The 25833-nt window shown below is 72.4% G+C and carries 25 protein-coding genes; 17 read left to right on the plus strand and 8 right to left on the minus strand.

Annotation, left to right across the window (positions count from 1 at the left end):
• Positions 1-132: 132 nt before the first annotated feature.
• The 4 genes from ACWDVG_RS13800 to ACWDVG_RS13815 all read left to right on the plus strand — a co-directional run bounded on the left by ACWDVG_RS13800 (position 133) and on the right by ACWDVG_RS13815 (position 5827).
• A complete protein-coding gene (locus tag ACWDVG_RS13800) occupies positions 133-1662 on the plus strand; it encodes an MFS transporter (protein ID WP_451699329.1) in 1530 nt (509 codons plus the stop codon).
• Between the two features lie 242 nt (positions 1663-1904).
• Positions 1905-3695, plus strand: a complete 1791-nt coding sequence (locus ACWDVG_RS13805) for a DEAD/DEAH box helicase (protein WP_451699330.1) — start codon at positions 1905-1907, stop codon at positions 3693-3695.
• A 471-nt stretch (positions 3696-4166) separates the two neighbouring features.
• Positions 4167-4808, plus strand: coding sequence for an IclR family transcriptional regulator (locus ACWDVG_RS13810; RefSeq protein ID WP_451699331.1), 642 nt, complete (start codon positions 4167-4169; stop codon positions 4806-4808).
• Positions 4809-5032: 224 nt separating this feature from the next.
• Positions 5033-5827, plus strand: a complete 795-nt coding sequence (locus ACWDVG_RS13815; RefSeq protein WP_451699332.1) for a S16 family serine protease — start codon at positions 5033-5035, stop codon at positions 5825-5827.
• A 348-nt stretch (positions 5828-6175) separates the two neighbouring features.
• Here ACWDVG_RS13815 and ACWDVG_RS13820 read toward each other — a convergent pair whose 3' ends face one another.
• The 3 genes from ACWDVG_RS13820 to ACWDVG_RS13830 all read right to left on the minus strand — a co-directional run bounded on the left by ACWDVG_RS13820 (position 6176) and on the right by ACWDVG_RS13830 (position 7587).
• Positions 6176-6370, minus strand: coding sequence for a hypothetical protein (locus ACWDVG_RS13820; protein ID WP_451699333.1), 195 nt, complete (start codon positions 6368-6370; stop codon positions 6176-6178).
• 70 nt (positions 6371-6440) lie between these two features.
• Positions 6441-7022: an ArsR/SmtB family transcription factor gene (locus ACWDVG_RS13825; protein ID WP_451699334.1), complete on the minus strand. Its 582-nt coding sequence runs from the start codon at positions 7020-7022 to the stop codon at positions 6441-6443.
• 85 nt (positions 7023-7107) lie between these two features.
• Positions 7108-7587 (minus strand): Lrp/AsnC family transcriptional regulator, encoded by a 480-nt coding sequence (locus ACWDVG_RS13830; protein WP_451699335.1) that lies wholly within the window; start codon positions 7585-7587, stop codon positions 7108-7110.
• Positions 7588-7708: 121 nt separating this feature from the next.
• On the opposite strand from ACWDVG_RS13830, the gene hppD reads away from it, so the two are divergent.
• On the plus strand, positions 7709-8854 hold the full coding sequence (hppD, locus tag ACWDVG_RS13835) for a 4-hydroxyphenylpyruvate dioxygenase (RefSeq protein WP_451699336.1): 1146 nt from the start codon (positions 7709-7711) through the stop codon (positions 8852-8854).
• A gap of 61 nt (positions 8855-8915) precedes the next feature.
• Here the strand turns inward: hppD and ACWDVG_RS13840 are convergent, their stop codons facing one another.
• Positions 8916-10487 (minus strand): tetratricopeptide repeat protein, encoded by a 1572-nt coding sequence (locus ACWDVG_RS13840; RefSeq protein ID WP_451699337.1) that lies wholly within the window; start codon positions 10485-10487, stop codon positions 8916-8918.
• Positions 10488-10585: 98 nt separating this feature from the next.
• Here ACWDVG_RS13840 and ACWDVG_RS13845 point away from each other — a divergent pair, with 98 nt between their 5' ends.
• A complete protein-coding gene (locus tag ACWDVG_RS13845) occupies positions 10586-11968 on the plus strand; it encodes an FAD-binding oxidoreductase (protein WP_451699338.1) in 1383 nt (460 codons plus the stop codon).
• A 38-nt stretch (positions 11969-12006) separates the two neighbouring features.
• Here the strand turns inward: ACWDVG_RS13845 and ACWDVG_RS13850 are convergent, their stop codons facing one another.
• On the minus strand, positions 12007-12534 hold the full coding sequence (locus ACWDVG_RS13850; protein WP_451699339.1) for an SsgA family sporulation/cell division regulator: 528 nt from the start codon (positions 12532-12534) through the stop codon (positions 12007-12009).
• A gap of 345 nt (positions 12535-12879) precedes the next feature.
• On the opposite strand from ACWDVG_RS13850, the gene ACWDVG_RS13855 reads away from it, so the two are divergent.
• A complete protein-coding gene (locus ACWDVG_RS13855; RefSeq protein WP_451699340.1) occupies positions 12880-14337 on the plus strand; it encodes an RDD family protein in 1458 nt (485 codons plus the stop codon).
• 137 nt (positions 14338-14474) lie between these two features.
• Positions 14475-15206 (plus strand): RDD family protein, encoded by a 732-nt coding sequence (locus tag ACWDVG_RS13860; RefSeq protein WP_451699341.1) that lies wholly within the window; start codon positions 14475-14477, stop codon positions 15204-15206.
• A 13-nt stretch (positions 15207-15219) separates the two neighbouring features.
• Here the strand turns inward: ACWDVG_RS13860 and ACWDVG_RS13865 are convergent, their stop codons facing one another.
• Positions 15220-15537, minus strand: a complete 318-nt coding sequence (locus ACWDVG_RS13865) for a hypothetical protein (RefSeq protein ID WP_451699343.1) — start codon at positions 15535-15537, stop codon at positions 15220-15222.
• A gap of 327 nt (positions 15538-15864) precedes the next feature.
• Here ACWDVG_RS13865 and ACWDVG_RS13870 point away from each other — a divergent pair, with 327 nt between their 5' ends.
• Both ACWDVG_RS13870 and ACWDVG_RS13875 read left to right on the plus strand, forming a co-directional pair.
• Positions 15865-18297: an immune inhibitor A domain-containing protein gene (locus ACWDVG_RS13870; protein ID WP_451699344.1), complete on the plus strand. Its 2433-nt coding sequence runs from the start codon at positions 15865-15867 to the stop codon at positions 18295-18297.
• Positions 18298-18419: 122 nt separating this feature from the next.
• Positions 18420-18722: a hypothetical protein gene (locus tag ACWDVG_RS13875; RefSeq protein WP_451699345.1), complete on the plus strand. Its 303-nt coding sequence runs from the start codon at positions 18420-18422 to the stop codon at positions 18720-18722.
• 19 nt (positions 18723-18741) lie between these two features.
• On the opposite strand, the gene ACWDVG_RS13880 is transcribed toward ACWDVG_RS13875, so the two are convergent.
• Together ACWDVG_RS13880 and ACWDVG_RS13885 are read right to left on the minus strand one after the other, a co-directional pair.
• Entirely contained in the window at positions 18742-19341 is a 600-nt protein-coding gene (locus tag ACWDVG_RS13880) for a nicotinamidase (RefSeq protein ID WP_451699346.1), read from the minus strand.
• Positions 19342-19437: 96 nt separating this feature from the next.
• Positions 19438-20778 carry a nicotinate phosphoribosyltransferase gene (locus ACWDVG_RS13885; protein WP_451699347.1) on the minus strand — a complete coding sequence of 447 codons (1341 nt, stop codon included), beginning with the start codon at positions 20776-20778 and terminating at the stop codon, positions 19438-19440.
• Positions 20779-20900: 122 nt separating this feature from the next.
• Here ACWDVG_RS13885 and clpS point away from each other — a divergent pair, with 122 nt between their 5' ends.
• The 7 genes from clpS (at position 20901) to ACWDVG_RS13920 (ending at position 25758) form a co-directional block, all read left to right on the plus strand.
• Entirely contained in the window at positions 20901-21206 is a 306-nt protein-coding gene (gene clpS, locus ACWDVG_RS13890; protein ID WP_345281823.1) for an ATP-dependent Clp protease adapter ClpS, read from the plus strand.
• Positions 21206-21790, plus strand: coding sequence for a DUF2017 domain-containing protein (locus tag ACWDVG_RS13895; protein WP_451699348.1), 585 nt, complete (start codon positions 21206-21208; stop codon positions 21788-21790). The genes clpS and ACWDVG_RS13895 overlap by 1 nt, the downstream gene beginning before the upstream one ends.
• Before the next feature lie 364 nt (positions 21791-22154).
• The gene (locus ACWDVG_RS13900) at positions 22155-23591 is read left to right on the plus strand and encodes an amino acid permease (protein ID WP_451699349.1); all 1437 of its coding nucleotides are present in this window, start codon (positions 22155-22157) and stop codon (positions 23589-23591) included.
• Between the two features lie 107 nt (positions 23592-23698).
• Complete coding sequence (locus ACWDVG_RS13905; RefSeq protein WP_451699350.1) at positions 23699-24136, plus strand: Mov34/MPN/PAD-1 family protein; 438 nt, start codon at positions 23699-23701, stop codon at positions 24134-24136.
• Positions 24137-24240: 104 nt separating this feature from the next.
• Positions 24241-24354 (plus strand): putative leader peptide, encoded by a 114-nt coding sequence (locus tag ACWDVG_RS13910; protein ID WP_451699351.1) that lies wholly within the window; start codon positions 24241-24243, stop codon positions 24352-24354.
• Positions 24355-24523: 169 nt separating this feature from the next.
• On the plus strand, positions 24524-24802 hold the full coding sequence (locus ACWDVG_RS13915) for a MoaD/ThiS family protein (RefSeq protein WP_451699352.1): 279 nt from the start codon (positions 24524-24526) through the stop codon (positions 24800-24802).
• Between the two features lie 5 nt (positions 24803-24807).
• Positions 24808-25758 (plus strand): PLP-dependent cysteine synthase family protein, encoded by a 951-nt coding sequence (locus tag ACWDVG_RS13920; protein ID WP_451699353.1) that lies wholly within the window; start codon positions 24808-24810, stop codon positions 25756-25758.
• Positions 25759-25833 lie beyond the last annotated feature (75 nt).

Here is a 25833-nt window from a genome sequence, read left to right on the forward strand (position 1 = left end):
GGGTTCCGGGGGCCGTGCCACGCGACTGCCACACCGCCGCAACAGCGCGTTCATGGTCGTACGTCGAAGGGCCGAGAGCGGCCGGGACTCCTGACAGGGGTCATCCCGCGCTTCACCTCTTACCCTGGGGGGATGAGCGCCCTCGAACCCCGCGACGCCGACGCCGACGCCGACGCCGACGTCGATGCCGACGCCCCGGACCCTGCCGCAGCCCCCCGATCCGTACGGCAGGACGACATCGGCACCAAGGGGTCCGTCCTCGATCCGGCGCACCGGGCGCTCAGCATCGGCATCGTCTCCGTCGTCCTGCTCATCGCCTTCGAGGCGACCGCCGTCGGCACCGCCATGCCCGTCGCCGCCCGCGAGCTGGACGGCATCCCCCTCTACGCCTTCGCCTTCTCCGCGTACTTCACCACCAGCCTCTTCGCCATGGTCCTCGCCGGGCAGTGGTCCGACCGCAGCGGGCCCCTCGCGCCCCTCACCGCCGGCATCAGCGCCTTCGCCGCGGGACTGCTCCTCTCCGGGACCGCCGGCGCCATGTGGCTCTTCATCCTGGGGCGGGCCGTGCAGGGCCTCGGCGGCGGACTCGTCATCGTCGCCCTGTACGTCGTCGTCAGCCGCGCCTACGACGAACACCTGCGGCCCGCGATCATGGCCGCCTTCGCCGCGGGCTGGGTCGTGCCCTCGGTCGTCGGGCCGCTGGCCGCCGGGACGATCACCGAGCACCTCGGCTGGCGCTGGGTCTTCGTCGGCATACCCGCCCTGGTCGTCCTGCCGCTCGCCCTCGCCCTCCCCGCGATCCGCCGCACCGCCTCGGGGCCCGCCGACCCCGAGGCGCCCGTCGCCCCCTGGGACCGGCGCCGCATCCGGCTCGCGCTCGGCATCTCGGCCGGCGCCGGACTGCTCCAGTACGCGGGGCAGGAGCTGCGCTGGCTCTCGCTGGCCCCCGCCCTCGGGGGCGCCGCGCTCCTCGTCCCGGCCGTCCGCGGGCTCCTGCCGCGCGGCACCGCACGGGCCGCCCGCGGGCTGCCCTCGGTCGTCCTGCTGCGCGGCGTCGCCGCCGGGTCCTTCATCGCCGCGGAGTCGTTCGTGCCGCTGATGCTGGTCACCCAGCGCGGCCTGAGCGTGACCCTCGCCGGGCTCTCGCTCGCCGTCGGCGGCCTCACCTGGGCGCTCGGCTCCTGGATCCAGTCCCGGCCGTGGACGGAGCCGTACCGCGAGCGGCTCGTCGTCCTCGCCATGGTCCTCGTCGCCCTCTCCATCGCCGCGGCGCCGAGCGTGCTCGTCACGGCCGTGCCGGTGTGGGTGGTCGCGGTCGCCTGGGCCTTCGGCTGCCTCGGCATGGGCGTCGTGATCGCCTCGACGAGCGTGCTCCTGATGAAGCTCTCCGCCCCGGAGGAGGCCGGCGCCAACTCGGCCGCCCTCCAGATCTCGGACGGCCTTTCGAACGTGCTGCTCCTCGCCGCGGGCGGCGCCGCCTTCGCCGCCCTCGGCGGCGGCGCGGTCGGCCACGGGGTGGCCTCCCACGCGGAGTCGGCCGCCGCCACCACCGGCTCCCACCCGGTCGCCTTCGCGGCGGTGTTCCTGCCGATGGCGGCCGTGGCGGCGGGCGGCGCCTGGGTCGCCACCCGGCTCCACGCCCCCTCCCGCCCCGCCGCCTGACGGGTCCGCCCGGCCGCCTGACGGGCGCCCCGCCGCCTGACGGGTCCGCCTGGTAGAAGCCGTCCGCGCCGCCCGGCGGAAGCCGTCCGCGCCGCCCGGCGGAAGCCGTCCGTGCCGGGCGGCGGAAGCTGTGAGGACTCTCTCAAGACGCCCCGCCACACCCTCGCGCGGGGGCGGCCGGGGCGAGCCCACCGGTAGGGTGGCCCGGTTGTCATATCTGGACGAGCGTCGAACCGGAGATCGTGACTACCACCGCCACCTCCTCACACCACCTCTCTCCCGCCTTCCCCGGCCGCGCCCCCTGGGGCACCGCCAACAAGCTGCGCGCCTGGCAGCAGGGGGCCATGGAGAAGTACATCCAGGAGCAGCCTCGTGACTTCCTCGCGGTCGCCACGCCCGGCGCCGGCAAGACCACCTTCGCGCTGACCCTCGCCTCCTGGCTGCTGCACCACCACGTCGTGCAGCAGGTCACCGTCGTCGCCCCCACCGAGCACCTGAAGAAGCAGTGGGCGGCCGCCGCGGCGCGGATAGGGATCAAGCTGGACCCGGACTACAGCGCCGGGCCGCTGAGCAAGGAGTACGACGGGGTCGCCATCACCTACGCGGGTGTCGGCGTGCGGCCCATGCTCCACCGCAACCGTTCCGAACAGCGCAAGACCCTCGTCATCCTCGACGAGATCCACCACGCCGGAGACTCCAAGTCCTGGGGCGAGGCCTGCCTGGAGGCCTTCGAGCCCGCCACCCGGCGCCTCGCCCTCACCGGCACCCCGTTCCGTTCCGACACCAACCCCATCCCCTTCGTGACGTACGAGGAGGGCAACGACGGCATCCGGCGCTCCTCGGCCGACTACACGTACGGCTACGGCAACGCCCTCGGCGACGGCGTCGTCCGCCCCGTCATCTTCCTCTCCTACAGCGGCAACATGCGCTGGCGCACCAAGGCCGGCGACGAGATCGCCGCCCGCCTCGGCGAGCCGATGACGAAGGACGCCGTCTCGCAGGCCTGGCGCACCGCCCTCGACCCGCGCGGCGACTGGATGCCGAACGTGCTGCGCGCCGCCGACCAGCGGCTCACCGAGGTCAGGAAGTCCATCCCGGACGCGGGCGGCCTCGTCATCGCCTCCGACCAGGACTCGGCCCGCGCGTACGCCAAGCTGATCCGCGAGATCACCGGCACCAAGGCCACCGTCGTCCTCTCCGACGACGCCGGCGCCTCGAACCGCATCGACGAGTTCAGCGAGAACAACGACCGCTGGATGGTCGCCGTCCGCATGGTGTCCGAGGGCGTCGACGTTCCCCGTCTCGCCGTCGGCGTGTACGCGACGACCATCTCCACGCCCCTCTTCTTCGCCCAGGCCGTCGGTCGCTTCGTGCGATCGCGCAGGCGCGGCGAGACCGCCTCCGTGTTCCTTCCGACGATCCCCAGCCTCCTCGGCTTCGCCAACGAGATGGAGGTCGAGCGCGACCACGTCCTCGACAAGCCCAAGAAGGAGGGCGAGGAGGACCCGTACGCCGAGTCCGAGAAGGAGCTCGCGGAGGCGGAGAAGCAGCAGGACGAGGACACCGGCGAGCAGGACATGCTGCCCTTCGAGGCCCTGGAGTCCGACGCCGTCTTCGACCGCGTCCTCTACAACGCCGCCGAGTTCGGCATGCAGGCGCACCCCGGCAGCGAGGAGGAGCAGGACTACCTCGGCATTCCCGGCCTCCTCGAACCCGACCAGGTGCAGCTGCTCCTCCAGAAGCGCCAGGCCCGGCAGATCGCGCACAGCCGCAAGCGGCCCGACAGCGAGGCCGACCTCCTGGAGCTTCCGGCCGAGCGGCGGCCCGTCGTTTCCCACAAGGAGCTGCTCGAACTGCGCAAGCAGCTCAACACGATGGTCGGCGCGTACGTCCACCAGAGCGGCAAGCCGCACGGGGTCATCCACACCGAGCTGCGGCGCGTCTGCGGCGGCCCGCCGAGCGCCGAGGCCACCGCCGGGCAGATCCGCGAGCGGATCAAGAAGGTGCAGGAGTGGGCCACCCGCATGCGGTGACCCCCGGGGACCCGCTGCAGGGACCCGAAGGGACCCCAGGGCCCGAGAGACGGCGACGAGGCCCGTACGACGACGTTCGTACGGGCCTCGGGCGTGCCGCCCCCGCGGACGTCCACCGGTCCCGCGCGCGGACGCCGTGCCGGGGACCGGCTCCCACGGTCGGTCCCCGCACACCCCCCACGTACGGGGTCGAAAAAGGCGATCTTGTCGGCCAAAGTCCCTCGTCAGGCCGACTTAGGTCCCGAACCGTCTCTATCCGGTCGCCGACGCCCGGATTCTGGACGAGGTCTTCCGCTGAGCGGAGCGGGTCGCTACTGTCCCGGCTCAAAGCAAACGCCCCGTGGCAGCGCCGCCGCGGAGCGCAGCCGGTGTACCCCTTCCTGCCGGCGGCCTCTGACGTGCGTCGCCGACGGGACCGGCGTCGCAACCCCGTGGGAGCCCGCCGCCACTCACTCCGAAGGAGAGGGCGTCGTGACCGCGGAGACCTCCCAGACGCTCGACCGGGGACTCAGAGTCCTCAAACTGCTCGCCGACACCGATCACGGGCTGACCGTGACCGAGTTGTCCAACCGACTCGGGGTGAACCGGACGGTCGTCTACCGACTGCTCGCCACCCTCGAACAGCATGCGCTCGTCCGCCGCGACCTCGGCGGACGTGCCCGCGTCGGCCTCGGCGTGCTCCGGCTCGGCCGCCAGGTCCACCCCCTGGTGCGGGAGGCGGCGCTGCCCGCGCTGCGCTCGCTCGCCGAGGACATCGGCGCGACGGCCCACCTGACGCTCGTCGACGGGGCGGAGGCGCTCGCCGTCGCCGTCGTCGAGCCGACCTGGACCGACTACCACGTCGCCTACCGGGCGGGCTTCCGGCACCCGCTCGACCGGGGCGCCGCGGGGCGCGCGATCCTCTCCGCCCGGCAGGGCGGCCTGGCCGAGCCCACGTACACGCTCACCCACGGGGAGCTGGAGGCGGGCGCCAGCGGCGCCGCCGCGCCGCTCGTCGGGGTGACCGGCATAGAGGGCAGCGTCGGTGTGGTGATGCTCGCGGACGCGGTGCCGGAACGGGTCGGCCCGCGCGTGCTCGACGCCGCCCGCGAGGTCTCCGACGCCCTGCGCTGACGCCGGGGCGGCCGGCGCGGGGACGACGTAGGGGGCGCGGGCACGGGCTCGTGGGGCGCGCGGTCGTTCGGCTGCGCGGTCGTGCGGCTGCGCGGCTGTCGCCGGCGTGCGGCGCGCGCTCGTGCCGCTGCGGGCTCGTGCGTCGCCCGGCATCCGCCCGCGGCACCCGCCCGCGGCCGCCCCTGGGGCGCCGCCCTCGGCGTGCGCCCCAGTAGATTGGGTGCGTGCTCTCCAGTCTCTCCCGTCCCCGTGCGCTCGCGCTCTGCGCCCTGCCCGTCGCCGCGCTCTTCGCCGTCGTCGGGCTGGCGCCGTTGCCGTACTCGATCGCACAGCCCGGTACGACCGCCGACGTGCTCGGTGAGGACAAGGGGCAGGAGGTCATCACGATCAGCGGCGCCCCGGTCCGGCAGCCCGAGGGCAAGATGCTGATGACGACGATCATCGCCACCGGGCCCTCGACGGACGTGGACCTCGGCGACGTCGCCGACGCCTGGTTCCGCACGGACCGGGCCGTCCTGCCGCGCGACTCCGTCTTCCCGCCGGGGAAGTCCGACGCCGAGATCGAGAAGCACAACCTCGGCCAGATGAAGCAGTCGCAGGACGCGGCCACCCTCGCCGCCCTCGGCTACCTGAAGAAGGACCCGGAGCAGGTGAAGGTCACCCTGCACCTCGCCGACGTCGGCGGGCCCAGCGCCGGGCTGCTCTTCTCCCTCGGCATCGTCGACAAGCTCGTCGGCGACGGCGACGGCGGTGACCTCACCGGCGGCCGGACCGTCGCCGGTACGGGCACCATCGAGGCCGACGGGACGGTCGGCGCGGTCGGCGGCGTGTCGCTGAAGACGCAGGCCGCCGCCCGGGACGGGGCCACGGTCTTCCTCGTGCCGAAGGCGGAGTGCTCGGAGGCGGAGGCGGAGCTGCCGAAGGGGATGCGGCTCGTCCCCGTGACGGCCCTCAGCGACGCGGTGTCGTCCCTGCGGGCCCTGGAGCAGGGGCAGGAGTCGAAGGTTCCGTCCTGCTGAGCTTCCTGCTGTCGTCAGGGCCGTCGCTGCCGTCAGTGCCGCCGATGCCGTCAGTGGGGACGGGAAGACGAGCGGAGAGAGCGTGGCGAGCAGGTAGAGCGTCCCGCCCGCGAGCAGCGACGCCGTGAGCCCCGCCCGGCGCGGGAAGCGGCTGCCCACCGCGCCGTAGAGGAGGGCGCCGACGAGGGCGCAGCCGCCGAAGACCGAGACGAGCAGGCCCCGCGCGGCGGGGCCGCCGAGCTCCTCGCGGGCGTGGAGCGGGAGCAGCACCGCGGTCCAGCTCTGGTCGAGGCCGTTGGTCACCCTCACCATCAGGGTGACACCGGGCAGCAGCCGGGTGCGGCCCTGTCATGCCGCGAGGCCCACGGGGCGGTCGACGGGGGTGGCCAGGCGCAGGCCCAGTTCGACGAGCCGCCAGCCCAGCTGGACGCGGAGGGAGGACGCGGCGGGGGAGGGGGACGGGGCCCCGGCCGAGTGGTCCGCGGCGCGGTGGAGTTCGGCGGCGGTCAGGGCGTGCAGCGTCAGGTGGATGTCGGCATGCATGGTGCGGGGTTCCTTCCGTGCGGGATGCGGGGTTTCCCTGCGGTGGGGGCGCCGGGGCGCCGCCCGGTGCTCACTCCTCGTGCTGCGGGAACGCGTGGAGGTGGATCCGTACGCGCGCGGCGTCGGGGGCGTCCTGCTCGGGGACGTCCCGGTAGGAGTCGATGAGCGCGTGGATGCGCCGGTCGAGCTCGCGCAGCTTCTCGGGCGGCAGCCGCAGGGTGAAGTCGCTCATGTCGGAGGCGCCGAGCCAGCTCTCGTGCCAGTCGTGCCGGGTGCCGAGGTAGGTGTTCAGCTCCTGGGCGTGAATGGTGGCGATCTCGTGGCTGTAGACCGCGATGGCGCCCCGGAGTTCGGGGTCCGCGTCCTTGTAGAGCGACTCGTCGACCGTCGTGCTCTGCAGGGTCGCCTTCCACCAGCGCTCCCGGCCCTTGCCGCGCGTGGGGTCGTCCTCGACGAAGCCGTGCGCGGCGAGCTGGCGCAGGTGGTAGCTGGTGGCGCCGCTGGACTCCCCGAGGCGCTCGGCGAGTTGGGAGGCGGTGGCGGAACCGCTGCGCCGCAGGGCGCGCAGGAGCTGGATGCGCAGCGGGTGGGCGAGCCCGCGCAGGGAGCGCGGGTCCAGGGTGTGGCTCGGGAGTTCCTCCGGCTCGGGCATGTCGCAAGCGTAGAGTTGCAAAGAAGGTTGTGCAAGGAGTTCTTTGCAATAGGTTCTTTGCGGAGTCGCCGCAGCGCCTGCGGGGCTACGAGAGCGGCTCCCCGCTCGCCGCCTGCTCCACCAGCGGGATGATCCGCAGCGGCACCGGGTTCTCCATCACGATCGCCGTCGAGGCCCGCACGATCCCCTCGAACGCCACCACCTTGTCGATCACCCGTTGCAGGTCCGCGTTCGACCGGGCCACCAGTCGGCAGAGCATGTCCCCGTGGCCCGTGGTCGTGTGCAGTTCCAGGACCTCCGGCACCGTCGCGAGGTGACCCCGGACGTCCGCGCCCTGTCCCTGTTTGATCTCCAGCGTCGCGAACGCCGTCACGGGATACCCGAGCGCCGCCGGGTCCACCTGAGGGCCGAACCCCCTGATCACGCCGCTCGCCTGGAGCCGGTCCAGTCGCGCCTGGACCGTCCCGCGCGCCACGCCGAGGCGCCGCGAGGCCTCCAGGACGCCTATCCGCGGCTCGCGCGCCAGGAGCGCGAGCAGCCGGCCGTCCAAATGATCGATCGCCACGAGGGCCTCCCGATGGTCAGGATGTGCAAGTCGTCCGCCGATCCTGCCCCTGCGCTGTACAGATTGACCAGCCCCGCAGCAAACTATTGCGCACCTTGCCGAGCGGAGCGACATTGCTTCCATGACTGAGACCATCCACACCACCCCGACCACCGCGCGCGAGGCCGATCCCTTCCCGGTGAAGGGCATGGACGCGGTCGTCTTCGCCGTCGGCAACGCCAAGCAGGCCGCGCACTACTACTCCACGGCCTTCGGCATGAAGCTCGTCGCGTACTCCGGACCGGAGAACGGCAGCCGCGAGACCGCCAGTTACGTCCTCACCAACGGCGCCGCCCGCTTCGTGTTCACCTCCGTCATCAAGGCCTCCACCGACCGGGGCCGCTTCCTCGCCGAGCACGTCGCCGAGCACGGTGACGGCGTCGTCGACCTGGCGATCGAGGTCCCGGACGCCCGTGCCGCGTACGCCTACGCCGTCGAACACGGCGCCACCGGCCTCGACGAGCCGTACGAGGTCAAGGACGAGCACGGCACTGTCGTCCTCGCCGCCATCGCGACGTACGGCAAGACCCGCCACACCCTCGTCGAGCGCTCCGGCTACACCGGCCCCTACCTGCCGGGCTTCGTCTCCGCGAACCCGATCGTCGAGCCGCCGGCCAAGCGCACCTTCCAGGCCATCGACCACTGCGTCGGCAACGTCGAGCTCGGCAAGATGAACGAGTGGGTCGGCTTCTACAACAAGGTCATGGGCTTCACGAACATGAAGGAGTTCGTGGGCGACGACATCGCGACCGAGTACTCGGCGCTCATGTCGAAGGTCGTCGCGGACGGCACCCTCAAGGTGAAGTTCCCGATCAACGAGCCGGCGATCGCGAAGAAGAAGTCGCAGATCGACGAGTACCTGGAGTTCTACGGCGGCGCCGGCGTCCAGCACATCGCCCTCGCCACCAACGACATCGTCGCCACCGTGCGCTCCATGCGCGCGGCGGGCGTCCAGTTCCTCGACACCCCCGACTCGTACTACGACACCCTCGGCGAGTGGGCCGGCGAGACCCGCGTGCCCGTGGAGACCCTGCGCGAGCTGAAGATCCTCGTCGACCGCGACGAGGACGGCTACCTGCTGCAGATCTTCACCAAGCCGGTGCAGGACCGTCCGACCGTCTTCTTCGAGATGATCGAGCGCCACGGCTCGATGGGCTTCGGCAAGGGCAACTTCAAGGCCCTCTTCGAGGCGATCGAGCGCGAGCAGGAGAAGCGCGGCAACCTCTAGACCGCCTGATCCCGTCCTCGGTCCCGCGCCCGCACGGGGGTGCGCGGGACCGAGGCGTGCGTTACGGGGCCGGCTCGGCCCCCGGGTTCGGCGAGGCCCCCGGCGCGGTCGGACGGTCGTCGGCGGTCGGACGGTCGTCCGTGGCCGGACGGTCGTCCCCGGCCGCGGGCGCCGGTCCCCGCGCCGCCGGAGCCGCCGCTGGAGCCGCCGTCGGACGGTCCGGAGCCGAGGCGGGAGCCACCGCCGCACCGGACCGCCCCGGGCGGAGCTCCGGGGGAAGGTCCGTCGGGAGGTCCGTCGGGAGGTCGCCCAGGGCCGCGAGGGCCTTCTCGGCCCGCGGGGCCAGCAGCGGCGAGAACGCCGGGTTGACGCGCAGCGCCTCCGCGAGGTGGCGGCGCGCCGGGCCCGCCAGCGACAGGGCCCGCTCGATCTCGCCGCGGTGGTAGGCGAACAGCGCGCTGCGCAGCCCCTCGTCCGTGGCCCGCTTCGCGTACTCCAGGCCCTCCTTCGGCTCGCCCGCGCGGAACAGCGCCCACCCCAGCGCGTCCGCCACCTGCACCGACCGGTGCCCCCGCGCCCACTCGGCGCGCAGCCGGACCACCGCCGCCGCCGGGTCGCCGTGATCCGCGTCGAGGAGGGCGAGCGGGACCTCGGCCCGGACCCAGGTGCCCGTCCGCAGCCGCTCATACCAGGCCTCCGCGTCCGCGTCGAGGCCCAGGGACTCGGCGAGTTCGCCGGCCTCCAGGAGGTACTCGGGCAGCGGCAGCCGCCCGATCGCCGCCCGCCAGTCCCGCAGCGCGTCGTCCGTGCGGCCGAGCGCGGCGAGCGCCCGGGCCCGGCCGGCCAGGGACGGCCCGTGGTCGCGTACGAGCCGCAGCGCCGTCCCGTACTGGGCGAGGGCCTCGGCCGGTTCGCCCCGCTCCCAGGCCAGGTCGCCGAGCCGGGCCAGCGCCGCCGCCTTGGCGGCGCCGTTCTCGGCGAGCGCCGCCGCGTCGAGGGCGGCCGCACCCGCGTCCTCCCGCCAGCCGCGGTCGCGGTAGGTCTGCGCGGCCCGCGCCCGCACGGCGGAGCCGTCGTGCAGCTCCTCCAGCGACTCCATCGCCTTGCGGGCGGCCGGGTAGTCGCCCAGCCCGTTGTAGGCGTCGATGAGCACCGGGTACGCCGTCCACCGCTTCGGCGCGGCCTTCCGGACCTGCTCCCCCCACCGCTTGGCCGCGTTCCAGTCGCCGCGCGCCCCCGCGAGCGCCCCGAGGCCGAGCTGCGCGTCCACGTTCCCCTCGGCGGCGGGGCGTTCGGCCAGGGAGCGCCGCAGGGCCCGCTCCGCCCTCGGGTAGTCCCGTACGTCTCCGAGGCGGGTGCCCCGCTCCGTGTAGGCCGCGCCGAGCACGGCCCAGGACGCGTCGTCCCCCGGATGGGCCCGCAGCCACTTCTCCCGGCCCCCGATGAGCGCCACCAGGTCGGGCAGCGCGGCCTGCGCCCCGGCGTGCGCCGCGATCACGGCCCGCTCGGCCGGTCCCGGCGGGGGCGGCGGCCCCTGGTCGACGAAGTGGGGGGCGTACACCAGCGCGGTGGCCGCGAGCACCGCGCCCACGCCGGAGAGGAGCACCGCCCTCGACACGTTCTGGGTCTTCATGGCGCTCACTGTGGCCCCGCCCGCGCCCGTACGAAGAGCACACGAAGCGCCCGCCCCGGCGGGTTCACACCGATGGCCCCGGGTGTCACGCTGGGACCATGGACGATCTTCAGCGGAACGACCTCGTGGAGCGGCTGCGCGCCGGGCTCCCCGACCACGCCGTCCTCACCGACCCCGACGTGACGGCCTCCTACGCCCACGACATGGCGAGCTTCTGCACGGCCGGCACCCCCGCGGCCGTCGTGCTCCCGCGCACCGTCGAACAGGTCCAGCACGTCATGCGGACCGCCACCGCGCTGCGCGTCCCGGTCGTCCCGCAGGGCGCCCGCACCGGTCTGTCCGGCGGCGCCAACGCCTCCGACGGCTGCGTCGTGCTCTCCCTCGTCAAGATGGACCGCATCCTGGAGATCGACACCGTCGACCGCGTCGCCGTCGTCGAACCGGGCGTCGTCAACGCCGTCCTGTCACGGGCCGTCGCCGAGCGGGGCCTGTACTACCCGCCGGACCCGTCCAGCTGGGAGACGTGCACCATCGGCGGGAACATCGGCACCGCCTCCGGAGGCCTGTGCTGCGTCAAGTACGGGGTCACCGCCGAGTACGTCCTCGGCCTCGACGTCGTCCTCGCCGACGGCCGGCTGCTGCGCACCGGACGCCGCACGGCCAAGGGCGTCGCCGGATATGACCTGACGCGGCTGTTCGTGGGCTCCGAGGGCAGCCTCGGCATCGTCGTCGGCGCCGTGCTCGCGCTCCGGCCGCAGCCGCCGGCCCAGCTCGTGCTCGCCGCCGAGTTCCCGTCCGCGGCCGCGGCCTGCGCCGCCGTCTGCGCGATCATCGAGGCCGGACACACCCCTTCGCTGCTCGAACTGATGGACCGCACCACGGTCCGGGCGGTCAACGCCCTGGCCCACATGGGCCTCCCCGACACCACCGAGGCGCTGCTCCTGTGCGCCTTCGACACCCCGGACCCGGCCGCCGAGCTGGCGGCCGTCGGGGAGCTGTGCTCGGCCGCGGGCGCCACGGAGGTCGTCCCGGCCGCCGACGCCGCCGAGTCCGAACTCCTCCTGCAGGCCCGCAGGCTCTCCCTCACCGCCCTGGAGTCGATCGCGTCGGCGACGATGATCGACGACGTCTGCGTGCCCCGGACGCGGCTCGCCGAGATGCTCGACGGCACGGCGGCGATAGCGGAGAAGTACCACCTGACCATCGGCGTCTGCGCGCACGCCGGGGACGGCAACACCCATCCCGTGGTCTGCTTCGACCACACCGACGAGGACGAGTCGCGGCGGGCGCGGGAGTCGTTCGACGAGATCATGGCGCTCGGCCTCGCCCTCGGTGGCACGATCACCGGCGAACACGGGGTGGGGGTCCTCAAGAAGGAGTGGCTCGCGCGGGAGTTGGGCCCGGTCGGCCTCGAACTGCAGCGCGGGATCAAGCGGACCTTCGACCCGCTGGGCCTGCTCAACCCCGGCAAGGTCTTCTGACCCGTCCCGTACGAGGGTGAGGTGCCGTACGACGCGGCTCACAGCTCGCCGTCCTGCGACTCGTCCGACGGCCACGGGTCCCGCAGCCACAGGTCGTCGGCGGCCACGGTGGTGGCGAGCAGCTCGGCCAGCCCGTCGTCGATGCCGAGCCGCTCGGTCTCGGTGCCCGGCGGGACCGCGCGCAGGGTCCGCTCCAGCCAGGCGGACACCTGCGCCGAGGGGGCTTCGAGCAGCGCGTCGCCGTCGGGCGAGGAGAGCGCCATCAGGACGACGCCGTGGCCGTCGAGCTTCGTCGGCCAGATCCGGACGTCGCCGTGGCCGCAGGCCCGGAAGACGCCCTCGACGAGCAGCTCGCGCGCGAAGGTCCAGTGGACCGGGTGGTCGGAGCCGATGTGGAAGGTGACGTGGACGGCGTACGGGTCGTCGGTGCGGTAGGCGAGCCTGGCCGGGACGGGGACGGAGCGCTCGGGGGAGAGCACCAGCTTCAGTTCCAGCTCGCGCTCGACGGCGGTGTGGGAGGTGTGGGAGGTGTTGGCGGCGTTGGCGGTGTTGTCGGTGTTCGGCATCTCGTGTCGTCCTCTCGCGGTCGGGCCCCGTGCGGGCCTTCACCTGGAGAGAGCGGGGTCCACGCCGTTCATGACGCGACTTCGGGAAGTTTTTTTCGGGAAGTTTTTCCCGGCGCGAGATCCGGCCCGCTGCCCCGGCCCGATGTCCGGCCCGAGTCCCGGCCCGAACATCACGGGGAGTGATCGATTCCGGGGCGTGTCGCTCGAAGGCGGGCTTTCTCGCGGGCTCTTTCATCCCTCGGGGACGTTCTTCGTTACTGTCCTCCTTGGGCGCGGCACGCCCGGCGCGCGGCCGTGCGGATCGAAGGCGTTTCAACGGCGTTGTGACTGAACGGAGTCGGGGCAGTGGCTACTCCTCCTGGAGGCGGCGAAGAGGTACCGCAGGCGGGGTACTACCCGGACCCGTCCATTCCCGGATACATCCGGTTCTGGAACGGGGCCGCCTGGGTGCCCGGCACGAGCCGGCCCGCGCCCAAGGAGGGCGAGGCGACGCCGAACCCGCCCGCCTCCGCGACGCCCGCGGGACCGATGCCGACTCCGAGCCCGGCCCCGGCGCCCGCTCCCGCACCTACTCCCGCTCCCGCTCCCGCCCAGGCCCAGGCCTCCGCCCCGGCTCCCGGGCCGTCGGCCGCCGCCGGGGCGTTCGCGCCGCTCTCCCTGCGCCGGGACCCGGCCGTGGCCGCCGCGGCCGTCGAGGAGACCGGGCCCGTCTTCTTCGACGAGGAGGAGGCCGCGGCCCAGGAACCCGCCTCCGCGTGGCAGGCCGACACCTCCCGGCAGGGCGGCTTCGGCGGCGAGCGGGACCAGAAGGTCTCCTGGGGCGCCCCGGAGCCCAGGGCCGAGGCCGCGGCGGCCCCGTCCCGGGCCCCGCAGGCGGCGCCCGCGCCCGAGGCCCCGGTGCGCACCGCGCCGGCCGTCCCCGACCCCCGAACCCCGGCGGAGTGGCCGGTCGCGGGCGGCAGCGAACCGGCCCCCGCGCCCGCGGCCCCGGCGGACCCCCGGGGCACGGCCGGAGCCGCCCGCCTCGGCGGCATGCCGGTCACCCCGATCGCCACCCCGGCCCCGACCCCGGCCCCCGCGCCGCCCGTCCCGACCCCCGCCCCCGCCCCCGCGCCGGCCCCGGTCCAGCCGCAGCAGGCCCAGCCCGCGCCCGCCCCGGTCCCCGCCCCGGTCCAGCCCGCACCCGCCCCGGCCCCGACCCCCGCCCCCGGGCCCTCCTGGGCCCAGCGGCCCGCGCCGCAGGAGCAGGAGCAGCAGCCGGTGGTGCCGTGGAAGCCGCCGGTCGACGACCCGTTCCTCGCCGCGGCCCGCGAGCAGGCCTCCGCCCGCCCCGCGGGGCTCGGGCGCCGGCTGGTGGCCCGGCTGATCGACACGCTCGTCCTGGGCGCGCTGGTCGGCGGCGCCTCCTTCCCCTTCGTGACCGCCGCCCTGGAGCACATCGACGGCAAGATCGAGGCGGCCAGGCAGTCCGGCGTCACCGTCCAGGTGTGGCTGGTGGACTCGACGACCTCGGTCCAGTTCGGCCTCGCGCTGGCCGCCTTCCTCGTCCTCGGCCTCCTCTACGAGGCGCTGCCGACGGCCAAGTGGGGCCGGACGCTCGGCAAGAAGCTGTGCGGGGTCCAGGTGCGGGACATCGAGGCGCACGAGCCGCCGACGTTCGGCAGGTCCCTGCGCCGCTGGCTGGCGTACACCTTCCTCGGCCTGCTGGTCATCGGGGTCCTGAACGTCCTCTGGTGCGTCTTCGACCGCCCCTGGCGCCAGTGCTGGCACGACAAGGCGGCGCGGACCTTCGTGGCCCGCTGACCGACCGCCCGCCCCACCCCCCGACGGGACCGCCCGCCGGATCCCCCGCGGCACCGTACGCAGGAGTCCTGACGGGGGGTCACCCGAACGGGCGGTGATTCCTTGCGGGCGCACCGGGCCCGGGATGCACTGCCCCCATGAGCACCGACCAGCCGCCGCCCGACCGTCCCGACGACGACCCGTTCCGGAAGAGGCCGCAGGAGCCCCCGCCCCCGTCGGGCGGCCAGCCGCCGCCCGGGGGCCCGCCGCCCGGGAGCCCCTACGGCTCCCCGTACGGCACGCCGCCGGGGTCCACGCCCGGGGGCGGCAACCCGTACGACAACATGCCCCCGCCCCCGCCTCCGTACGGGAGCGGCTACGGCGGCGGGTACGGCGGGGCCGATCCGCTCGCCGGGATGCCGCCGCTCGCGGACTCCGGGCGACGCGTCCTGGCGCGGCTGATCGACTGGCTGATCATCGCGGTGCCGCTGGCGATCATCGGCATCCCGTTCGACGTCTACGACCGGGCGACGGAGACCGGCAACGACTTCGGCGACACGGTCAACAGCCTCAACGGCGGCAGTCAGCTGGTCTTCCAGCTCCTCACGATCGTCGCGTACGTGGCGTACGACACGGTGATGACGGCGAAGAACGGCCAGACCCTCGGCAAGAAGCTGATGAAGCTGCGCGTCGCGATGCTCAACGACGGCTCGACGCCCCCGATGAGCCAGTCGCTGCTGCGGGCCGTCGTGCTGTGGCTGCCCGCGCTGATCTGCTGCGCCTGTCTGTGGCCGCTGCTCCTGCTCATCCTGATCCTGGTCGACAAGCCCTACAAGCAGGGTCTGCACGACAAGGCGGCGAAGACCGTGGTGGTGACCGTGCCCCAGTGAGGGGGACGGACCGTCACGAACCGGTCCGGGACCCGGCCCGCGCGCCCACGCGCGGGCCCGGCACCCGGATCTCGTCGTTTCCGGAGGCGGATGCGGATTCGCAGGCGGATCCGGAGCCGGAGGCGGATGAGGCGACCGGGGCCGAGGTCTTGACGGAGTGGGCCCGTGCGGGCATCGTCACCGCCACGAGGACGCCGAGCAGCAGCCCGGCGACGCAGATCGCGGCGATGCCGAGGGTCGTCGTCGCACCCGAGAGCAGCAGCAGGGCGACGGTCGCGAGCGCGACGGTCCCCGAACCGCAGGTGAGCTGTGCGGCGTTCGGACGCTGCATGACACGTACCGCCCCTCAAGACATCCCGGTCGACTCTACGACGGGGGATGCCCGGGGGGAACGACCGGTAAGCGTGACCTTACCCACGGTGCCGGAGCACAAGGGGCGCACGGAGTCACCGAACCTTCGACCGGCCGTCGTCGTGCGCCCGCCGGGCGTTCGATAGTCGGAAATCCGAACCCGCATAGTGCAGTTGGTGGGCCCAAGTCAAGATCTGTCTTTTCTTGGCGCTCTCCGGTCAAATGTCGTCACTTGTGACGCGCGACCCCGCCGGACGGACACCCCACCTTCGGTCCGAGGGCGAGGCGCCGGGGAGGACAACATCAAGTGACCAACAGACGACGGGCGATTCGAGCGTCCGCAGTCGTCGTGGCGCTCGCGGCCACCGCCGCCACCGCCTCGACCTTCACCACCGCCTGGGCCGACGACGACCACGGGATCGTCTCGCCCGTGGAGGTCCGCCAGGACCCGGCCCCGGGCAACGGAGCCGAGAAGACCACGGTCGACCACGACCTCGAGGGCCCCTTCAGCGAGCAGCAGGCGCAGCAGCGCAAGGCCGCTCTGGAGCAGGTGCTCAGCGGCGAGGCGACGGTCGAGCGCCGCGGCGGCTCCCAGGTCGTCAAGCTCGACAGCAAGAAGTACGTCGAGCTCGGCCGCGAGAAGACCGACAAGATCTTCACCATCCTCGTCGAGTTCGGTGACCAGGTCGACACCACGACCCTGGTCGACCGCAAGGACGACGACACCACCGAGCTCAAGCCGAAGTTCGGCGGCGAGCCCGGCCCGCTGCACAACCGCATAGCCCAGCCCGACCGCGCCAAGGACAACTCCACGGCCTGGCAGGCGGACTACAACCGGCAGCACTTCCAGGACCTGTACTTCGGCACCGGCAAGGACGCCAAGGGGCAGCCCAAGCACTCGCTGAAGACCTACTACGAGAAGACCTCGTCCGGCCGCTACTCGGTCGAAGGCACCGTCTCCGACTGGGTCAAGGTCCCGTACAACGAGGCCCGTTACGGCTCCAACTACTGCGGCCAGAGCAACTGCGCCAACGTGTGGGACACCGTCCGCGACGGTCTGAACGCCTGGGTCGCCGACCAGAAGGCCAAGGGCAAGACCGACGCCGAGATCAAGTCCGAGCTGGCCGCGTACGACCAGTGGGACCGCTACGACTTCGACGCCGACGGCAACTTCAACGAGGCCGACGGCTACATCGACCACTTCCAGATCGTCCACGCGGGCGAGGACGAGTCGGCGGGCGGCGGCGCCCAGGGCAGCGACGCGCTGTGGGCCCACCGCTGGTACGCGTACGGCACCAACGCGGGCAAGACCGGCCCCGCGAACAACAAGGCCGGCGGCACCCCGATCGGCGACACCGGCATCTGGGTCGGCGACTACACGATGCAGCCCGAGAACGGCGGCCTCGGCGTCTTCGCCCACGAGTACGGCCACGACCTCGGCCTGCCGGACCTGTACGACACCGCGGGCGGCGAGAACTCGACCGGCTACTGGTCGCTGATGTCCTCGGGCTCCTGGCTGGGCCTCGGCAAGGACTCCATCGGTGACATGCCCGGCGACATGACCGCCTGGGACAAGCTCCAGCTGGGCTGGCTCAACTACACCAAGGTGAGCAACGAGTCCCGCAAGTGGAACTCCACCCACAAGCTGGGCGTCGCGGCGTACAACACCAAGAACCCGCAGGCGCTCGTCGTCGAGCTGCCGAAGAAGGCCGTCACCACCGAGATCGTCGCGCCCGCCGAGGGCGCCACCCAGTGGTGGAGCGACATGGGTGACGACCTCAAGAACACCCTGACCCGCTCGGTCGACCTCACCGGCAAGGCGTCCGCCTCCCTGGAGCTCCAGGGCTGGTACGACATCGAGGCCGAGTACGACTACCTGTACACCGAGGTCTCGACCGACGGCGGCGCCAACTGGACCGCCGTGGACGGAACCGCCGACGGCGTGGCCCTCCCGCGCGACGCGGCCGGCGCCCCGGCGCTGACCGACGTCTCCGGCGCCCACAAGAAGCTCGTCTACAACCTGGACGCGTACGCGGGCAAGAAGTTCGACCTCCGCTTCCGCTACCAGACGGACGGCGGCGCGGGCGGCAAGGGCTTCACCGCCGACGCCATCACGCTGACCGCCGACGGTGCCGCCGTCTTCTCGGACAACGCCGAGAACGGTGACAACGGCTGGGTGAAGAAGGGCTTCTCGCGCGTCGGCAAGGGCTTCACGAAGGAGTACGAGCAGTACTACATCGCGGAGAACCGCCAGTACGTCTCGTACGACGCGACCCTCAAGGTCGGCCCGTACAACTTCGGCTTCACGGGCGAGAAGTCCAGCTGGGTCGAGCACTACCCGTACCAGAACGGTCTGCTCATCTGGAAGTGGGACCTGTCCCAGAAGGACAACAACACCTCGGTCCACCCGGGCCAGGGGCTGATCCTTCCGATCGACGCCCACCCCACCCCGCTGAAGTGGACCGACGGCACGCTGATGCGCAACCGCGTCCAGTCGTACGACGCGCCCTTCGGCACCTACCGGACCGACGCCTTCCAGCTCCACAAGGCCGACGTCCCGGCCTGGGTGAAGTCGCAGCGCGGCAACCCGGTCTTCGACGACCGCAAGGGCACGTACTGGTTCGAGGAGACGAAGCGCGCCGGTGTCCAGGTAACTGACACCAACACCAAGATCGAGGTCGTCAAGGAGCCGCTGAACGGCCAGACGATCACGGTCCGCGTGGGTCCGTCGACCAAGTAATCGGTAACACCACAGGTCAAACCATGATCGGCCGTCGCCCCCTAGCGGGCGGCGGCCGATCGTGTTTAGGTGCCTCTGACCGACACCTTATTGACAACCGACTCACGGGGGAGTGATTCCGCATGCCCGCAGGAGGGTTCTGCAAGCTGCCGGGAGGCAGCGTCGTCGTCGCGATAGGCCTGCCGAGCCCGGCCGGCGACGGCGCCACCGTCCGCTTCCTCGTGCACGCCGCGAACCGCGCCCGCGCCCTGACCAGGCTGCGGAACCTCGGGCTGCGGGCCGTCTACCTGCGCGGCAACACCGAGCCGCCGACCCCCGACGAGATCACGGCCGTCCTCCACCACCCCGAGGGCCTGCTGTGGCGCGCGACCTGCCAGGAGCTCTGGCACCCCGTCCGCACCCTCCCGAAGGCCCCCGCGGCCTGACCGGCCGCCCCGGGCGGCCTCAGGCCACCACCGGGCGGCCCGTGAGTTCCACGCCCGCCGCGCGCAGCTCCTCCAGCGCCCGGTCCGTCGTCTCCTTGGCCACGCCCGCGGTCAGCTCCAGGAGGACCCGTGTCCGGAAGCCCTCGCGGGCCGCGTCCAGGGCCGTGGCCCGCACGCAGTGGTCGGTGGCGATGCCGACCACGTCGACCTCGCTGACGTTCCGGGCGCGCAGCCAGGCGGCGAGCGTGTCCCCGTTCTCGTCGAACCCCTCGAAGCCGCTGTAGGCGGCCTCGTACGCGCCCTTGTCGAAGACCGCCTGGATGGCACCGCTGGCGACGGCGGGGGCGAAGTTCGGGTGGAAGCCGACGCCCTCCGTGCCGGCCACGCAGTGCACCGGCCAGGAGGAGACGAAGTCGGGCTGCTCGCCCGCCGGGGCGAAGTGCGCCCCCGGGTCGATGTGGTGGTCGCGGGTGGCCACCACGTGCTGGTACGCGGCGCCCGCCGCCTGGCCGATCAACTCGGTGACCGCGGCGGCGACGTCCGCGCCCCCCGTCACCGCGAGGCTGCCGCCCTCGCAGAAGTCGTTCTGAACGTCCACAACGATCAATGCGCGGTGCATGGCGGGTGTCCTTAGCGAATCGGTGGGGGGTCGGAAACGAGCCTAGAGACTTCCCCCTCCCTTAGGGAGGGGGCGTCCCCACGGACTCGGGCGGGCTCAGTGGTGCTCCTCCACATACACCGTCGGCAGGACGGGCTCGCCCCGGGACAGCTGGATGGCGGACATCGGCAGCCCGGCGCGGGCCGCGATGTGCCGGGAGCGGGCCGCGTCCAGCGGCTCGCGGGCCACCACGTCGCCGTCCTTCACCAGCTCCACCAGGAGCTGCCGGTCGACGAGGTCCGCCGGTACGGGGCCGGTGCCCACGACCTCCGCCTCCGCGACGCCGTGCGCGTCGAGGCGCCGGGCCGCCCACTTGCGGCCGCCGACGGACGCCTTGCCGCCGAGCGACTTCTTCGCGACGGGCACGAGCCGCGCCTTCGGGTCGGCCGAGGCGGCGCGGGCGACCAGCTTGTAGACCATGGAGCAGGTCGGGTGGCCGCTGCCGGTGACGAGCTGGGTGCCGACCCCGTACGCGTCGACCGGCGCCGCCGCCAGGGAGGCGATGGCGTACTCGTCGAGGTCCGAGGTGACCACGATCTTGGTGTCGCGGGCGCCCAGCTCGTCCAGCTGCGCCCGCACCCGGTGCGCGACGAGCAGCAGGTCGCCCGAGTCGATCCGTACGGCGCCGAGCTCGGGCCCGGCCACCTCCACGGCCGTCCGGACGGCCTCGGCCACGTCGTAGGTGTCGACGAGCAGGGTGGTGCCCCGGCCCAGGGAGTCGACCTGGGCCCGGAAGGCGTCGCGCTCGCTGTCGTGGAGCAGGGTGAAGGCGTGCGCCGAGGTCCCGACGGTCGGGATGCCGTAGCGGAAGCCGGCGGCCAGGTCGGAGGTGGCACCGAAGCCGCCGACGTAGGCGGCGCGGGCGGCGGCCACGGCGCCCAGCTCGTGGGTGCGCCGGGCGCCCATCTCGATCAGGCGTCGGCCGCCGGCCGCGGCCGACATGCGGGAGGCGGCGGCCGCGATGGCCGAGTCGTGGTTGAGGATCGACAGGATCACCGTCTCCAGGAGCACGCACTCGGCGAACGAGCCCTCGACGCGCAGCAGCGGGGAGCCGGGGAAGTACACCTCGCCCTCCGGGTAGCCCCAGATGGAGCCGGAGAAGCGGTAGCGGGCGAGCCACTGGAGGGTCGGCTCGTCGACGATGGCGTTCTCGCGCAGGAAGCCGAGCACGTCGGCGTCGAAGCGGAAGTTCTCGACGGCGTCCAGGACGCGTCCGACGCCCGCGAGGACCCCGTAGCGGCGCCCCTCGGGCAGCCGGCGGGTGAAGACCTCGAAGACGGAGCGACGGTCGGCGGTGCCGGCCCTGAGGGCCGCCTGGAGCATGGTCAGCTCGTACTGGTCGGTGAAGAGCGCGGTCGACGGCACGTCCACCGGGAGCCCAAGGTCCGCAGCGTTCATGTCAGCGATGCTAGCGCAGAAATCGTCAAAGTGACGATTTCTCGTCCGGGGCGCGCCGCGGCCGCCGCCGCCGAGGCGCCCCGTTTGTGCGACGGGCCCCCCGGAGTGGCAGCATGGGGTGAGTGAGCGTCGCGCCTATTGAGATCGAACGTACGGAATCGGCCGAGGAGGTCTCCGCCGTCGTCGAGCCGGACGTGCCGTGGGTGACCCTCGTGCACAACGATCCGGTCAACCTGATGAGCTATGTGACCTACGTCTTCCAGACGTACTTCGGCTACTCCAAGGACAAGGCGCACAAACTGATGCTCGACGTGCACCACAAGGGCCGCGCGGTGGTCTCCAGCGGCACCCGCGAGGAGATGGAACGCGACGTGCAGGCCATGCACGGCTACGGCCTGTGGGCGACCCTCTCCCAGGACCGCGGCTGATGGCCGGGCACTTCGAGGCCCTGGCCGGCGGTGGCGCCGCCGTCGCCCTCGACGAGGTCGAGATCTCCATCCTGCGCTCCCTCGCCGTCCAGCTCATGGAGCTGATCGGCCCCGGTGACGAACCCGCCGAGGACGAGGACCCGCTCGCCGCCCTCTTCGCCGAGGGCCCGAGCGAGCCGCCGTCCGACCCGGCGCTCCGGCGCCTCTTCCCGGACGCGTACGGGGACGACAGCGAGGAGCTGCGGGCGGCCGCCGCCGACTTCCGCCGCTACACCGAGAACGACCTGCGGGCCCGCAAGCGCGAGGACGCCCTCGTCGTCGTGCGCGCCCTGGACGCGCTGACCTCGGAGGCGGCGGGCGAGGGCGGCGCCGTCCTCAAGCTGACCGCGGACGAGTCGCGGGCCTGGCTCGGCGCGCTCAACGACCTGCGGCTGACCATCGGCACCCGCCTGGAGGTCTCCGACGACGAGGAGAGCGAGCTGCTCTACCGGCTGCCGGACAGCGATCCGCGCAAGCCGATGGTGATGGCGTACCTCTGGCTGGGCGCGCTCCAGGAGTCCCTCGTCGAGACCCTGATGGGCTGACGGGCTGCTGGGCTGACGGGCGCCCCGGGGTGCCTCCCGGGGTCCGCGCCCGAGCGGTCGTGTGTTCGCTCAGCGGACGCTCAAATCCGCATAACGAATGCGTTATCAAAGAGCCCCGCCTTGCTCTATTGAGTCCTATTTGTCCGCCTTTTCGTGTGGTGTGGGTCACGTCGACGGCCGTCGATCACCGTGAACGCCGTGATAAATCTTCACGACCACTCGGGCACGCCACCCCTGTACCCGAGGGCGCTTGGACCGGCTGACCGCCGGTGGCACTCCATCCACATCCGGGGGGATCAGGACCTGATCCGCGGCGGAGCAGCCCAGCTGCCGCGCGGATCAGCATGGAGAAAGGCGCACCACCATGACCTCAGTGCAGGTCGACAAGCAGCACGACGGCAATGAGGCCGAGGACTCCGCCTCGGGCGAGGGCTACCACCGGGCACTCGGCGCCCGCCAGATCCAGATGATCGCGATCGGCGGCGCCATCGGCACCGGGCTCTTCCTCGGCGCGGGCAAGGGCATCTCCATCGCGGGACCGAGCCTGATCCTGGCGTACGCCGCCGCCGGCCTCGTCATCTTCTTCATCATGCGGGCGCTCGGCGAGCTCCTCATGTACCGCCCGGTCTCGGGCTCCTTCTCGGAGTACGCGCGGGAGTTCATCGGCCCGTTCGCGGGCTTCGCGACCGGCTGGACGTACTGGCTCTTCTGGGTCGTCACCGGCATCACCGAGGTCACCGCCGCGGCGACCTACATGACGTACTGGTGGGACATCCCGCAGTGGCTGTCCGCCCTCGTCTTCACCGTGATCCTCTACGGCGCCAACCTGATCTCCGTCAAGCTCTTCGGCGAGCTGGAGTTCTGGTTCTCCATGGTCAAGGTCACCGCCATCGTCGGCATGATCCTGATCTGCGCCGGCATCCTCACGCTCGGCTTCTCCGACGCCGGTGACACCGCCTCCGTCACCCACCTGTGGGACCTCGGCGGCTTCTTCGCCGGCGAGAACGGCATCGCCTCGACCCTGATGACCCTCCAGATGGTCATGTTCGCGTTCCTCGCGGTCGAGCTGGTCGGCGTCACGGCGGGCGAGTCGAAGGACCCGAAGACGGTCCTGCCGAAGGCCATCAACACCGTGCCGTGGCGCATCGCCGTCTTCTACGTCGGCGCGCTGATCATGATCCTGTCGGTCGTCCCGTGGACCGAGTTCAAGCCGGGCGTCTCCCCGTTCGTCGCCGCCTTCGAGAAGATGGGCCTCGGCGTCGGCGCCGCCATCGTCAACTTCGTGGTGCTGACCGCCGCCCTCTCCTCCTGCAACTCGGGCATGTACTCCACCGGCCGCATGCTGCGCGACCTCGCGCTGAACGGCCAGGGCCCGAAGGTCTTCACCCGCCTCACCGGGTCCGGCACGCCGTTGGTCGGCACCACCTTCTCGGCCGCGCTGATGATGGTCGGCGTCTGGATCAACTACCAGTGGCCGGGCGAGGCGTTCAACTACGTCGTCTCCTTCGCCACCATCTCCGGCATGTGGGCCTGGATCGTCATCCTGATCTGCCAGATCCGCTACCGGCTCAAGGCCGACCGGGGCGAGCTGCCGCAGTCCTCCTTCAAGGCGCCGGGCGGCATCTGGCTGAGCGTCTTCTCGCTCGCCTTCATCACCCTGGTCGTCGTGACGATGGCCATGGACGCGGGCAACCGGGTCGCGCTGTACGGCGCTCCCGTCTGGGGCCTGATCCTGGCCGTCTCCTACCTGGTCCTGAAGGCCCGCAACCCCGAGGGCGCCGCCTTCGCCAAGCGGTCCTAGGACCTCCGGGGCACCCGTCCCCACCGCCTGACCTGCAAGGTCTCAGCATGCGGGCCGTTCCGTACCAAACACCGGTACGGCACGGCCCGTCTGCTTATCCTGTCGTCATGCTGACCATCACCCGGGCCCTGTACGACCAGATCGTGGAGCACTCCCGCGCGGACCACCCGGACGAGGCCTGCGGCGTGGTCGCCGGCCCCGTCGGCAGCGGCCGCCCCGAGCGCTTCATCCCCATGCTGAACGCGGCCCGTTCGCCCACCTTCTACGAGTTCGACTCCGCCGACCTCCTGAAGCTCTACCGCGAGATGGACGACCGGGACGAGGAGCCCGTGATCGTCTACCACTCGCACACCGCGACCGAGGCCTACCCGTCCCGCACGGACATCTCGTACGCGAACGAGCCGAACGCCCACTACGTCCTGGTCTCCACCGCCGACACCGACGGCGCCGGGCCCTTCCAGTTCCGCTCGTACACGATCGTCGACGGCGTGGTGACCGAGGAGGACGTCAAGGTCGTGGAGGCGTACGAGGACGCCACGCGCTGATCCGGCCGCGAGCCGGGAGACCGCCGTCCGAGGGGCGGGCGGAAGCCTTCCAGCATGTGAGATCACATTCCGGAACCCGGACCGGGAATCGATACGATGAGCCCATGGTTTCCCACGACGTGAGCGAAGAGATGCCGAGCACGCTGCTTGTGGCACGCCTGCACGTCGACCTGTGCCGCCTCGCCAGCGCGATGTGTACGACCCGCGCCGCGCTCTGAACCACCGGCACGCACCACCGGCACGACCCGCCGCCACGCACCACCGGCACGACCCGCCGGCCCGGGCGCACCCCCGGCACGACCCCCTCGCGCGGGGCCCCGGCCGCGCGCCCACGACGTCACCCGCGCCACCACGCCCCGCACGCCACATTCGACAGGAGCCCATGCCATGGCCATCGAGGTCCGCATCCCGACCATCCTCCGCACCTACACCGACGGCGCCAAGGCCGTCGAGGGCAGCGGCGAGACCCTCGCGCACCTCTTCGCCGACCTGGAGTCCCGCCACACCGGGATCGAGGCCCGCATCGTCGACGGCGGCAAGCTCCGCCGCTTCGTCAACGTCTACCTGAACGACGAGGACGTCCGCTTCCTCGACGGCATCGACACCAAGCTCGCCGACGGCGACAACGTCACGATCCTGCCGGCCGTCGCCGGTGGCATGGTCTGATCCGTATGCGTTACGACTCCCCGCTGGCGGCGGTCGGCCACACGCCCCTGGTCCGCCTCCCCCGGCTCTCCCCGTCGGACGACGTCCGCATCTGGGCGAAGCTGGAGGACCGCAACCCCACCGGCTCGGTCAAGGACCGCCCCGCGCTCCACATGATCGAGCAGGCGGAGAAGGACGGCCGGCTCACCCCCGGCTGCACCATCCTGGAGCCGACCAGCGGCAACACCGGCATCTCGCTGGCCATGGCCGCCAAGCTCAAGGGCTACCGCATCGTCTGCGTCATGCCCGAGAACACCAGCGAGGAGCGGCGCCAGCTGCTCGCCATGTGGGGCGCGGAGATCATCTCCTCCCCGGCGGCGGGCGGCTCCAACACGGCCGTACGGGTCGCCAAGGAGATCGCCGCGGAGAACCCCTCGTGGGTGATGCTCTACCAGTACGGCAACGCCGACAACGCGGGCGCCCACTACGCCACCACGGGCCCCGAGATCCTCGAGGACCTGCCCTCCATCACCCACTTCGTCGCCGGGCTCGGCACGACCGGCACCCTGATGGGCGTCGGCCGCTACCTGCGCGAGCAGAAGCCCGACGTGAAGATCGTCGCCGCCGAGCCGCGCTACGACGACCTCGTCTACGGCCTGCGCAACCTCGACGAGGGCTTCGTACCGGAGCTGTACGACGCCTCCGTCCTCACCACCCGCTTCTCCGTGGGCTCCGCCGACGCGGTCACCCGCACCCGCGAACTCCTCCAGCTGGAGGGCATCTTCGCGGGCGTCTCCACCGGTGCGGCCCTCCACGCCGCCATCGGCATGGGCAACAAGGCGGTCAAGGCGGGCGAGAGCGCCGACATCGCCTTCGTCGTCGCCGACGGCGGCTGGAAGTACCTCTCGACCGGCGTCTACACGGCGGCGACCACCGAAGAGGCGATCGAGACCCTCCAGGGACAGCTCTGGGCCTGAGCCCTCTCCGGGCCCGAGCCCCCGGTCCGGGCCCGGCCCCCCTTCGGGCCTGGGCCCCGGGCCGCCCACGGCCCC

It is taken from the genome of Streptomyces sp. NPDC003327 (genome assembly GCF_053589515.1).